The organism is Actinomadura sp. 7K534 (assembly GCF_004348575.1).
GTDB lineage: Bacteria > Actinomycetota > Actinomycetes > Streptosporangiales > Streptosporangiaceae > Spirillospora > Spirillospora livida.
Window position 1 is genome coordinate 1 of the sequence record NZ_SMKB01000203.1, and the last position, 13,025, is coordinate 13,025.

Annotated in this window: 5 protein-coding genes; 1 reads left to right on the forward strand and 4 read right to left on the reverse strand. The window is 64.1% G+C overall.

Annotated features, from left to right (window positions below; genetic code table 11):
• Positions 1 to 437: 437 nt before the first annotated feature.
• Complete coding sequence (locus tag E1266_RS28860) at positions 438 to 1,373, forward strand: hypothetical protein (protein WP_132052369.1); 936 nt, start codon at positions 438 to 440, stop codon at positions 1,371 to 1,373.
• Between the two features lie 490 nt (positions 1,374 to 1,863).
• Here the strand turns inward: E1266_RS28860 and E1266_RS28865 are convergent.
• From E1266_RS28865 to E1266_RS28880, 4 genes are all read right to left on the reverse strand, one after another.
• Positions 1,864 to 2,678 (reverse strand): IS5 family transposase gene (locus E1266_RS28865; RefSeq protein ID WP_207945968.1). Its coding sequence is split into 2 segments (ribosomal slippage): positions 1,864 to 2,331 and positions 2,334 to 2,678, totalling 813 coding nucleotides; the frame shifts between segments, so codons are not numbered across the junction.
• An 82-nt stretch (positions 2,679 to 2,760) separates the two neighbouring features.
• Positions 2,761 to 3,150 carry a hypothetical protein gene (locus E1266_RS28870; RefSeq protein ID WP_132052373.1) on the reverse strand — a complete coding sequence of 130 codons (390 nt, stop codon included), beginning with the start codon at positions 3,148 to 3,150 and terminating at the stop codon, positions 2,761 to 2,763.
• Positions 3,151 to 10,059: an RHS repeat-associated core domain-containing protein gene (locus E1266_RS28875; protein WP_132052375.1), complete on the reverse strand. Its 6,909-nt coding sequence runs from the start codon at positions 10,057 to 10,059 to the stop codon at positions 3,151 to 3,153.
• Positions 10,060 to 10,194: 135 nt separating this feature from the next.
• On the reverse strand, positions 10,195 to 12,849 hold the full coding sequence (locus E1266_RS28880; protein ID WP_165966246.1) for a LamG domain-containing protein: 2,655 nt from the start codon (positions 12,847 to 12,849) through the stop codon (positions 10,195 to 10,197).
• Positions 12,850 to 13,025: the final 176 nt, after the last annotated feature.

Here is a 13,025-nt window from a genome sequence, read left to right on the forward strand (position 1 = left end):
GGTCTGGATCAACCCGCCACCCCAACCCCAGACCGACAACAAGCCACAAACCACCCACGTGGCCTGACGTCTCATCCGGTTTGACAGGTTCCGACCCGAACCCCGGCCTGAAAGGGACGAGCGGGCGCCGGGGCATGAGCAGCCACAAACTGCCCCTCCACCGCCGCCCGCTGGTCCCCACCCGGACACTGGCACCTGCTCAAGGAAGATCACGTTGCTGTCAAGACTTCGATGCGGTCGGACGGAACGGCATATTCGCGCCCGGTCTCACGGCCGCTTGAGAATAGATCTCCTCTAGGCAGGCTTCGGGCAACCCACTCTGCTCGATGCATTAGGGCCCATAAGTCTGGCCTCGGCAATCCGAGAACCTCGACATGCTGCACTTCATGATTAGACTCCGGGGAAGGCGTGGTTCGTCCAGCGGACGGGAGCCCCTCATGGATCGACCGGATGGAATCGACCGCAGGACTTTCGCCCATCGCATCGCCACCGACGTCGACCGGGTGGCGCCGCTACTCGCGCGGATACTGCTGGCCCGCGCGGTCTGGAACATCCGCCACCACTGCGGTGCCCATTCGCTCTGGGTGGCGAAAGACGTGGCCGCCGACTGCCGGGAAGAGCTCAAGGCGGCCGGAGCGACCACGCAGGAACTGGCCCACACGCTCGTCCCAGACCACGATTGCCGGCGCGACCTCACCACCGCGATCGCCGGAACCGCTCGGTTGAGCGCGGCCATCACCGGCGAACGCTCCGCATACGCGAGATACTCGCTGGCCACCGACCCCGACATCTCCATTGACAAGAAGCGAGCCGGTGAGCTGGGCGACGATTGGCAGGAACAGCAGGACCATGTTCGGAATGTCCTCCGTGGACTGCCCAAGGACCTCGGTAACGGTAAGTCCGGTTCGCTGCTGCTGGACCGCGCAATTGATCGTGTCTTCAAACGCGGCCTGTACTACCAGACTCGCCATTACCTCTTCAGCCGGGAGCCGGAACGCGTCTGGCGTCGCCGGGTCAGCGGCGTCCTGCACGGCGCGGCCTGCGTCAGGCTGGTCCGCGGCGATGCGGCGGCCGCGAGCGGCGATCTGGCCGGCAACATCCGCGGTGGGCGCCGGGCGCTCGACGACACGGCACCGAGCGTGTGGGCGAGGCAAGCCGCAAGCCGGCTCGAAGAAGCCGTGCTTCCGGTGTTCACCGGGCAGGAACCGCTCACGGCCCACAAGGTCACCGCTACCCGGCTGACGGCGCTGTGCCTGGCGTGCGAGCTGGACGCCGCCAGGATCCCCGCGGCCGGCGACCTGTTCCGTGGCGTCGTCGTAAAGATCACCCAGATGGAGCAGGACACCGACTGGAGACGATCGCCGATCTCGTGAGGCAGGCGGGGACCGCCGTCACCGGGAAGGTCTACCGGCACCAGTCGAGGCCGGCCATCACCGGTGGCCCGAACTCTGAACACGGTCTTCGGCCGGAGCCGTCCCGCGGAGTCCACGTACTTCCCGGAGCGGTGGCTCCGCTGGGGCCTCAAGATCGAAGAAGGTCTCGGAGTGAACCCGAGACCTTGTCTGACCCGCCGAAAATGTGGTGGACGACACCGGGTTCGAACCAGTGGCCTCTTCGGTGTGAAGCAATCCAAGAGAGTCGATCTAGGTCGATCCGAGTCGACCGGGGAGCCCTCACTGCACGAACGCCGTGACTACGTCGCACTGAGTCTGGGGAGGCCTGACTGCGGTGGCTCCCGAAACTGGCTCCCGAGGCCACGCGGAAGAAGCCCAGCTCTAACGGTGCCCGCCTCTCAAATGCGTGAATTCCGTTTGATGGCGAGCTAATAGTGGTACTCCAACCTTGTCTCACTTAGAGCGTGTCTCATGTGGGCTGTTTGGCGAGCTTCTTGTAGCAGGTGATGGCGGCGGCCAGGACGAGGAAGGCGTTGAATAGGTGGCCGTGGCGTTCGTAGCGGATGGTCAGGCGCCGGTAACCGAACAGCCAGGCCAGCGTTCGTTCGATCACCCAGCAGTGGCGGCCCAGGCGCTCACCGGACTCGATGCCGGGACGGGCGATGCGCGGCTTGATTCCGCGTCCCCGCAGCCAGGCCTGGTGCTCGGCGGAGTGGTACGCCTTGTCGGCGCGCATCTTCACCGGCCGCCGCCGACGTGGCCCACGGCGCGATCGAATCGCCGGCAACGCCATCAGCAGCGGCTTGAGGGCCTGGCTGTCGTGAACGTTGGCCGCCGACACAGCGACCACCAACGGCAACCCGGCAGCATCGGACAGCACGTGGAGTTTGCTGCCCTTCTTGCCTCGATCGACCGGATTGGGGCCCGTCAGCGTGCCCCCCTTTTCGCGCGGACGGCCGCGGCGTCCACGATCGCCGACGCCCAGTCCACCTGCCCTCGCGCACCCAACTCGTCCAGCACCGCGCGATGCAGCCGCGGCCACAACCCCGCCCGCGTCCAGGCGACGAACCGGCGATGCGCGGTCGGCACACTGACACCGAACTCCCCAGGCAGATGGCGCCACGCACACCCACTAGTCAGCACGTACACGATCGCGGTGAACACCGCCCGATCATCCACCGCCGTCCCACCACCCTGCCGCCGCGGCCTGAACGCCGGGATCAGCGGCTCGGCAAGCTCCCACAACTCATCCGGCACCAGTCGCAACGCAAGATCCGACGACACGATCCCGCATTATCCCGCAGAACACCCGCAACCCACGTGAGACACACTCTTAATCACCTTTCAGGCATCATCGGCCCCGGATCTAACGAGAAATGTTTAGCATCGATGAAATTACATTCAACTCAACCAAGCCAGTGATCCTCAACCACACCAGGGACGGGAGTTCAGAAAACTGCCGAATCATGCACTCGGCACCAGTGGGCCAATTTCCTCCGGTCGACGGAAGGTAAGAAATAGAGATTTCATCGACAATAGAGGATCCATCGCTCAACGCAGCCGAGTTAGTGATAGACAGAAAGCGAATACCTGCAAGTCGTATGGCCACCTCTTCTATCCCGGCATTTTTTGCCAGCACGATCCGGCACTGCTCCTCCGAGCCTGCCATATAAGCGAATTCCTCAAAAAATTCATTCACATACCCAGCCAAAGCGAAACGGGCTTCCTCGCAGGCGGATCTAAGTTCTGCGGTCACCTAACATTCAATCCTTTCTCCTGTGTCGTGCGAATCCGTCCTCTCACCATCCGGTGTCCACCTCTGAGTCCTATTTTTCGTGTTCGGCCCCATGTCGATAACGGATGTGCGCACGACGCGACCGTTCACCATCTCGATGTGGACACTACTACCATCTGGAGCATCATATCTGACCCACTTACCACTCCCCGCCATGTACTTCAGTTCTAGCCCACCGCGCTCCAGTATGTCGTGTGCCCTAGTTTGCGTCAGCCCCTCCAGGGATGGAATCCGAGCGGCTACAGGGCGATCATCTCTGCCGTCGTTGTGAACAAGCGCTGACGTTTCACCCACAAGCACGTGGAAGGTATGAATGTCTCCAATCGAGAGGTTATAGACCCGCTGGTGGCGAGCAGTCCGGTGCTCAGTGGCGGCGATCTGGATGTAGGTGCCGGCGCTGGTGCGGAGCCACATGCCTGGCTTGAGGTCGGCGGCCTGCACCCAGGCATTGATTTCGCCAGCGACCCAGAAGGGGTGAGTGTCGGTGGCGATGATTACGCCGCTGTTGGAAAATTTGGTAGCGATGACCTTGGTGTTGGCGTGTGGTGGTTCGTTGCCGCTTGCACGGAAGCGGCGGGGGGCATCGGTGTTGATGGTGATTCGGACGAGGTCTTTGTCGCCCTTGCTGGTGATGGTGGCGATGACGGGTTTGGCTTCGGTGCGTCCGGTCTTGGGGTCGGTTGCAATGACCTTGTCGCCGGTTTCGAGGTCCTCGATGCGCTTGTGGCTCCTATCGGCCATGAGGACGGGCGTGCCGGGGACGAAGCTGCTGCTGCATATCCCTAGACGCCTTTTCGACTTGGCAACGAGTGCTCCGTTAGCCCTTCCCTTGCGCGAACCGCTGCGCCCACCTCCCGAACCAACAAAAAGCCCGGCATTCAGAATTGAGAATGCGGCTAGAAATTTCGTGTATCCGTCTTGTAGGCATTCGTCTATTTCTCTACAGGTGTTGAGTGCTGCTTGAAGTTCAACCGCGTATAGGTAGTCGGGGTCCTTGATGACGAGCCCGTTGGTCATTTGACCATAAAGGTTCCAGAAAAGTTTCCTAAAACGCTTTTCTTCGAGATGTTTAGGAATGGCGATACCTGAGGCTCCGATGGTGCGGCGCCCAATCGAGCTCCTGCTGCTTCCTGCGTCACTGTCACCGCTTCTGGCGACTCTACGACCACGAGGATTGTAAACGTCGTAACCGCCCTTGTTGTTTGGTCGGCGGTCCACGCCATCACCGTTGAAGCACTCCACACCTTCGGGAGTTCTGCGGCACATTCTGCCGTCGGGGTCAGCGTTGGTGATGGGGTTGTTGTTGGCATAGGTATAGCCGTTCATCTGTTGAGGGTCAGCTTGGTCCATGAGTGGGTCGATGGAGATGAAGCGGCCTGTTTGCGGGTCGTACTCGCGTGCGCCGAGATGGGTGAGGCCGGTGGGGTCTTGGGTGCCGCCGACAAAGCCCTTGTCGCTCGGCCAGGTTGCGTCCTCGTCGAGGGCGCGGATGGCGCCGAAGGGGTCGAAGCGTCGGATGGTGGTTTGTTGGGTGTTCGCGTTGATGGCGACCTGGGCGGTGCCTTGGTGGTCGCTGGTCAGGTAGGTGACCGTGCCGTCGGAGGTGCGCATTGCCACCGTTTGGCCGGCGAAGGTGTAGTAGCGGGTGCCGGTGGCGGTGGTGGCGCCGGTCAGGGCGCGGAGTTCGGTGCCGTCGGGCATGTAGAGAGTGGTGCCGGTGGGATCTTTGCGGATGAGGCGGTTGCCGTCGGCGTCGTAGATGTAGTTGGTGGTGGCGCCGTTCTCGGTGACCTTGGTGAGTTCGCCTTCGGTGTCCCAGTCGAGGGTTTGACCTTGGCCGGGCGGGCTGGTGCCGATGGTGCGGGTGGTGGTGTTGCCGGTGGCGTCGTAGGCGTAGGTGTCGGTGCGGGCGCCGTCGCCGCCGGTCTGCACCATGGTGTTGAGGCGGTTGCCGTCGCCGGGGTCGGCGTAGGTGTAGGTGCGTGTGGTGTCGGTTTCGCCGCCGATGCCGTGCAAGGTCTGGGTTTTGCGGTTGCCGGCGGTGTCGTAGGTGAAGGTGTGCCAGTACGGTGCCGGTCCGCCGATCATCGAGGTGGTGGGTTCGATGGTGCAGGGGTCGGATGTGTTCTGAGTCCAGGCTTGTTTGAGGCGTTGCAGGTGGTCGTAGGTGAAGCATTGGTTGTCGATGCCGTCGCGGGAGGTGTCGGTGATGGAGGTGATGGTTCCGGCGTCGGTGTAGTGGTAGGTGGCGTGGCGGTCGGCACCGCTTATGGCTGCGCGGTAGGTGCGGGCGGTGGCCAGCCGCTGACTGCCCTTCTCATAGGTGAAGGTCTGCCAGGCTTGTTTGCTGGGGTCTGTCCCGTATTCGAGAAGGGTGGGTTTGCCGGTGGGGGTGTATTGGGCGGTGTTGATGTAAGTGGTCTTGCCGGTCAGTCCGGTGGGGCGCTGCCAGGTGTCGTAGGAGTGGATGACGCTTTCGCCGGGGAGTCCTCCGACCGCGGGGCTCGTCAGTCCCTTGATGGTGCCGTCGGCGTAGTAGCTGGCAGAGAAGGGATAGGTTCCGGCAAGTGGGCCTTGGGAGCCGGGAATGGTGAGGGTTGTGGTTTCGGGGCGGCCAAGGGTGTCGTATCTGTAGACGCCGTTGGTGTAGTCGCCGTCGGCAGTGTGGCGGGTTGCTGAGGCGAGTTTGCCTTTGCCGCGGATGCTGGTGTCGTAAGTCCAGGAGGCCAGAACCGGGCCGTCTGCCGAGCCGTCGTGGGTGGCGGTTTTGCGGCCTTGCCCGTCGTAGTCGGTGAAGATCTTTTTGTCGCGGGCGTCGGTTGTGGAGGTGACCTGGTCGAGGTCGTTGTAGGTGAAGGTGGTAGCGCCCTTGTCAGGGTCGGTGGTCTGGATCTTGCGGCCGCGTAGATCGTAGGTGCTGGTGAAGGTGTTGCCGGATGGGTCTGTGACCGAGGCGATCTCCCCGGCCGGGGTGTAGGTGTAGGTGGTGGCGTCGTAGTCACCGGTGGGGGTGGCGGCCTTGTACTGGCGGCGTTGGATGATCTGGCCGTGGGCGTCAGTGATTTCGGCGGTGGGGATGCCGCCGGCGGGTGGGGTCGTGGCGGTGCGGTTGCCGCCGCCGTAGTCGTAGGTGGTGCGCCACAGCTCGCTGTCGGGTTGTTCGCCGTTCTCTGTGGTCAGGCGTTCGACGGTTTTGCGGCCCAGCCCGTCGTACTCGGTGTGGGTCTGGGTTTCGATTTGGCCGGGATTGTAGACGCCGAACAGGGTGGTTTCGGGGGCTCCGGTGGCGGTGTAGGGAGCGTAGGTGGTGGCTACCTGGCCGCGGTTGTCGTAGAAGGTGTCGGAGATCAGCCTGCCGTCCGGTCCGGGTACCTGGATCTGCCGGGTGCGCAGATGGCCGTCGAGCAGTTCGATTTGGGCGAGTTTTTGGCTGCCGTCGGCGTCGAGGGTCTGGGTGGTGACCGCGACGATCTGGCCGTCGGTGACCTGGTAGGAGTATTCGTAGTTGGGGGCGTGGATGGCTTTGCGGCGGTCGGGTAGCCATACCTTCTGCAGGCGTCCGAGGGGGTCGTAGGTCAGGTCGGTGCGCAGGTTGTTGTTGGAGACGTCCAGTGCGGTGACCGGCAGGCCCCATGCCGGGTCGAGGTGCTTGGTGCTGGTCAGCGAGGTGGAGGTGTCTGCCGGGTTGGCGGGTGGCCCGGTGGTGGTTACCTGCGTGGTGAGGCCTTGGGTGTCGGTATAGGCGATGGTGGTGATGTGGCCGGCGGCGTTGGTGGCTCGCGTCGGTCGCCCATGGGTGTCGTAGCGGATTTCTGCCTGGGTCGCGTAGGTGGGGGTGGTGCCGTTGTGGGACGCGATCTTGTCGGTTTTGGTGACGTTTCCGATGGTCGGTCCGTCGTCGAAGGCGCCGTTGTCGTAGTAGGTGCGGGTGTCGGATACGACGTGGGTGGTCCGGTCGGGTGTGGTGGCGCAGTTGACGGCGACGGTTTCGACGCGGGAGGGGTAGTTCACCATCCAGGCGGCGGTGTTGTCGGCGTAGTAGGTGCGGGTGCATTTGTCGTCGGCACTGGTGGTGGTGTCACCTAGGTCGTCCACCATGGTGACTCGGCCGGTGCCGGGGCCTGAGGGCTGGTAGGTGTTGTCGGTTTTGGTCTGGGTCCAGCCGCCGCCGTCTTTGGCGGTCCAGGTCTGGGTGGTGTCGATGGCGGTGATGTTGGCGGTGGTGGTGCCCCATGAGCGTGTTCGTGACGCGGTCTGGACTTTCCAGGGGGTGTTGACGGTTTTGGAGTGGACGGCGCCGCCGGGGTTTTCGTAGGTGACGGTTTTGAGGGTGAATCCTGCGTAGGCGTCGTGGTCGGTGTGGGTGCCGCCTTCTCCGTCGGGGATGGTGACCGACTTGGTGCCGCCGTCCTTGGTCTTGCGGTCTCCGTCCATCCCGCGCAGGTAGAACGTGTCGGTTTGGGTGGCGGGGTCGTTGTAGTCGCCGGTGAAGGTGCGGACTTGCCCGTAGCCGCGCCATTGCGACCAGGTCTTGTTCTTCTGTTTGGTCAGCCCGTCATCATCGTCGAAGTGCCAGGCGGCGCCGCCCAGGTATTGGTATTTGGTGACCATTTCCGGTGAACCACCGGTGCGGTCGGACTGCATCACGCTGGTCACCACGTATTTGTGGAACCAGTCGGTGATCGGATCCTCGTGACCGGGCGGTGTCCAGATCACCGGCATACACCGGGTGGTGTTGGTCTCCGGTGTGGGAAGGTCTGACGGCGAGCAGCTGGACTCGGGTTTGGTATAGCTGATGTCGATCTGCCCGCCGGATTCGTCCTGGATGGCGCCGACCCGGTGGCGGACGTAGCGCAGGATGTCGTCGCCGGTCCTGTCCAGCCGGTTGGGCAGCTGCACCGGGGTGAAGTTCACCTTCGGCAACGTGACCTTCGTCCCGTCGGCTGCGTGGCCAGTGTGCTGAATTTCATATAGCAGTAGGTCGCGTTCGATGTCGGCCAGGCCCCAGTCGTGGGTGAGTGCCCAGGAGTCCACCGGCCGGTATCCCGACGCGTCCGGCTTCAGGATCTGTGTGGTGACCTGGGTGAGGCGCTTGCGGGACCAGAATGTCGGTGCGAGGGTGCCGTGTGTGTCCTCGCATTTTTGGCCGGAGTTGCAGTTCAGGTCCCAGGGGACGTCCCACCATTTGTCAGGGTTGCTGCCGATCTTGGACGGGTCGCAGTCGAAGGTGGCAGTAGGGATGCAGCGTTCGGAGGCAGTGAAGCTGACCTGAGCGGGCGCCTTGGCGAACAGGCTGTCCTTGCGCATCCCGTAGGAGATGGTCTTCAGGTATCCGCCGCGGACGTAGGGGGTTTCGTCTTCGGCCTTGAGGTTGCGGCCGTAGTGGTTGGTCTCTTTGGCGTAGCTGTAGACGATGGCGTTGCCGGCGGGGTCGACGACATAGTCCAGGTTCCACCGGTATGCCTGCTGGCACCAAGAGTCGGCGAAAGCGGGTTTGTGGCAGGGTTCGTCGTCGTCATCGCCCGAGCCATTAGCGTCATCGCCGTAGACCGGGGTGGTCCAAGTGGAATCGGTCTCAGGTTTATCCAATTCCCAGCCGGGGACGCGGTTGAGGCCGAAGTAGTACTGGACGCCGTCGGTCGTGGTGACCTTCCAGTACTCCCCGTCGTTGTCGCCGTTGCCGGTGGACGAGTTGTTGAGCTTTTCGAACTTGGTGCCGTCGTCGGCCTTCATTCGCCAGGTGCCGTCGGAGGTCTTGATCAGTTCGCCGCCCTTGCCGTTCCAGGTGACGGTGGCGTTGTCGTAGCCCCAGCACAGGTCGCCTGGCGAGTTTCCCCACTCGTCCTTGGGGGCGCCGTCGTCCTCGCACGATTTGTAGCGCCGCTCGATGTAGCCGGGCCACAGGTCGAACCCCTGACCGACCCAGGAGGGTTGTCCGTTGGTGTTGGAGGTCTTGCCGTCCACGCTGCCGGAGGAGTAGCTGATGGACACGCTGGGGGTGAGACCGCCGGGAACTGGCGGTACGCGCATCGGGTAGGACCAGGTGAAGTCACCGCCGTGCCCACCGGCCTGCCAGGTCGCCGACGCCTCCAACGAGGTCGCCTTATAGTCACCCTGCGGACCCGATGCCCCGGCCGCCGCGACCAACAGGGTTCCTACTGACTGCCCAGCCGCAGATTCGGTCCCCGATGAGGTGGTAGCGGGCGCTGCGGTCACCTGGGCGGTGAGAGTCTGCTCGCCGCTGTTGTTGACTGCCTTCAACGGCGCGGCCAGACGGCACTCAGGTTTGCTGGGAGTGCTGAGCGCGCAGGCGGGCATCTGGTAGAGGCGTAGCCGTGATCCGTAGGCGCCGCCGAATGCTTGCGAGAACTGCGAGTAGTCCAGTTCCACCCCGACTTGGCCGGCATTGGGCTTGTCGGTGCGGGCCACGGTGAACGCCAGCCCGTTCAAGTCGGCTCTCGCCGCGGCCGCGCGGTCCAGAATCGATAGCCGCACCTTCCCCGCGGCCCCCAACTCGCCACGCGCCGCAGGTTTCTTGGCGGGCAGCACCCGCAGCGGCAGCGAACCGGCGCGCACCGCTGGCCTGGATTCGGCTGGCAGTGAGACCTCGCTGGTGCCGGGGTCGGGCCAGGTGGCCTTGGCCGGCGGTCCTGGTTTCAAGGTCGGCTTCTTGCGGGGCCGAACCTTCAGATCACGGCCTTTGACCGGATCCTCGTGATCTTTGACAGTCGGGCGCTGAGAGCCGGGATCCGCGAGCGCGGGCGGCGTGGCTGACAGCAGCTCCGCGGCAAGTGTCACGGCCATGACCGCGGCGACCGCGCGTGCCGTCCGGGGGCGGGACAGCACCAGTGTCTTGCGGCCTGTTCTCACGGCATCCTCCTGCGCCCACGCGCCTGCTCCGACCCCGAGACCTTCGTCGGGGCACCAATCCGTCGATGTGCTGGGATCGGCGGCAGACACTTACGCATTGAGGCCGAAGCGTCTGCCGCGCCATGGGTGGGGTGTCTAGGGTCCGTCGTCGGTGTCGAGCTCGATCGCTTGTCCGAGCTGGACGATTTGGGTGCGGCTCAGGACGCCCCGGTACAGCCAGACGTCGTCCAGGGCCGCGGGCCAGAAGTGGGTGCCCGCGCCGTTGCCGCCGAAGGCGTTACGTCCGGCCTGCAAGCCGCCTGCGGCCTTGAAGGGGCGGACGTCTCCTTCTTCGGAGTCCCCGTCGGAGCCGTTGACGGTGGAGCCGTTGATGTAGAGGCGCATCGTCCGGTTCGTTGCGTCGTAGACGATGGTGATGTGGTCCCAGTCGTCTTCGGTGTACGCGGAGTTGCTGGTCAGACGCTGCGGCTTGGACGGGTCAATAGCGGGGAGGTCGGCGTTGTTCATCTCCAACTGCCAGGTGCCCAGGTATTCCGGCTCGGTCGCGTCCGGGACATACCGCAGAGCGAACGCGTTGGTTTGGGTACCTGGGAGGGAGAACACCGTGGCAGTGGTCTGTGGTCGCTGCATGTTCTGCACCCACCCGGTGAGGGTGAAGCTCTCATCGGTGGAGATCAGCGGCGAGTCGGCCGCGGGATCGGCCGGGTCGGCCTCGGCATAGGCGCCCAGCCCGTCCAGTTGCAGTCCCGCAGGCGATATGAAGGGGCCCTTGAACCCGGCACCGGCCGAGATGGCCGCTGCGTTCCGCAGCTTCAGCGGCGGGGCCGCCCCGCCGTCGTGGACCTCGCCGGGGCTGAGTCCGTCGGTGGCGGCGTTCAGCTTCCAGCGGGCCTTCAGGACCGGGGCCTGCTGGTACAGGTTGGTGATCTCGGGGCCGGAGAGGATCCGGTCATAAACCTGCACGTCGTCAACCATGCCGGGCCAGTGGTCGGCGGGGTTGCCCAGCCACTTGCTACGCCCGATCTGAAATCCGCCGGTGGCGTTCCAGGCCGCGGGCACCACCGGGCTCTCGGTGCCGCGGTCACCATTGACGTAGATCTGCAGCCTGTTGGTCTGGTCGTACACCCCCACCAGATGGGTCCAGGTGTTCAACTCCGCGGGGTTCTTCGACACCGCCTGGTAGGCGCCTGTCTCGGCGGAGTCGGACTTCACCATCGACAGCACCCACTTGTTCAGCGCGCCGTCGTACTTGAGGTAGAAGCCACTCTTGGACGCCCCGTCCTGGCTGAGGACGGTCCTGGTGACGCCGGCTTGGGTGAGCCGCACCCATGCCGACATCGCGAACTGCTTACTGGTGTCCACTAGGGGCGCCCCTGTCCCGGCGTGACCGGCGCCATCCAAGGTCAGCGCCGTTTCGATCTGGCCCTGCTGACCGAAGGTGGCGCCGCCGTGCAGGTCCGCGGTGATCGGTGGTTCACCGTCCCGGGTCTGTGCGGTCGCGGTCGTGGAACCGGCGCCCTCATCAAGGGGGAAGCGGGCCTTGGCCGGGGTGCCCTCATTGGCCAGGAAGTTGATGCTCGCGGCTGCAGAGTTCTGCCCGGAGGGGGCGAACGCCACCACGGTCACGGAGTTGGGGCCGTACTGATTCGGAGCCAGCGTGATCGTTCGTGCGGCTCCGTCAGTGGTGGCCACCGACATGACCGGCACGTTGTTGAGTCTGATGTCGTACCGGTTGGCGACCCCTTCGGGGTCGGTGATGGTGAAGGAGCCCGCCTGGCCGACACCGCCGTGCCACTGATCATCGTCGGGATAATCGGTGGAGGTGATGGTCGGGGCCGGCTTGGACGGGTCGTAGATGAAATAGCAGGCCGGTGCCGCTCCGGTCGACGACCAGGGGCCGTACTGCTCACCGTCCCAGGCTCGCGCGTGCCAGCCGATCAGCGTCTTCTGCGGGATCGTATCCGGCATCGTGGTGCGACGCTGCGTCCCCGATCCGGCCGCCGGGGCGATCCGTCCCGACGACCATCGCTGGACAAAACCGTTGCCGTCGCCGGTGTCCCAGTGGGATGCGAACTCCGGCTGCACCTTGTTGGCGTCCTCGTCGTCGGGGTCCCAGAAATACCCGGACAGGCTGGGGACTCTGTTGATGACGACAGGGTCGTTCTGTGGTGCGCACAACCCGCCGGGCGTAGTGGCCATCGACTTGTAGTTAACGGTATAGGGCGGATTGTTGTACTGGATCGTCAGGTAGGCGTCGTCGGCGAACCGTTTCCACCAGTCCATCGTCGCTTCGCTATAGGCCTTCAACCCGAACGTGATGTCGCTGTACCCCTTGTTCAAGGCCGACTGCACATGAGAGCGCAGCAGCGACCCGCCGAACTCCACCGGCGTCCTCGAGCAGAACGCCACATCACGTGAGATCAGATGCTCGCCCCAAGCACCGCCATTGCTCCACGACCCGACGGTGTTGTTCCAGGTCGCATACGACTTCAGCTGCAAAGTCCGCCACAACTGGATCGACGTCGGGCTATTGCAGTTGAATGCGCCGGTCTCAAACGCGGTGAACTCCACCGCCTGGACGTAGCGGCCCTTCAGCGACGGCAGGGGCACCTTGTAGAACAGCCGCTTGGTCTGGTTCTTGACGCAGTTTCCGTCCTTGGCAACCTCACAACGCCCGACACCCTCGGTCGCCTTGCCCTTGAACTTGTAATACGACTCACTCGGATATCCCGACGACACCATCCCCCACGCCGAAGCCTTATGCGCACCCCAAACCGGGTCGATGTACACCGGGAACGTGGTGTCCGCCGCAGTCAGCAAACCTTGATCGGGAGTCAAGGAACCCATTTCATCCCCGTGCTGCCTGGGCGACGCGGTGATTCTGCAGGGCGGCGATGGCCTTGACGATGTGGCCGGCCTTGCTCGGGCTGCAGCGCAGCTTGCGCAGGATCCGCCATGACTTGAGC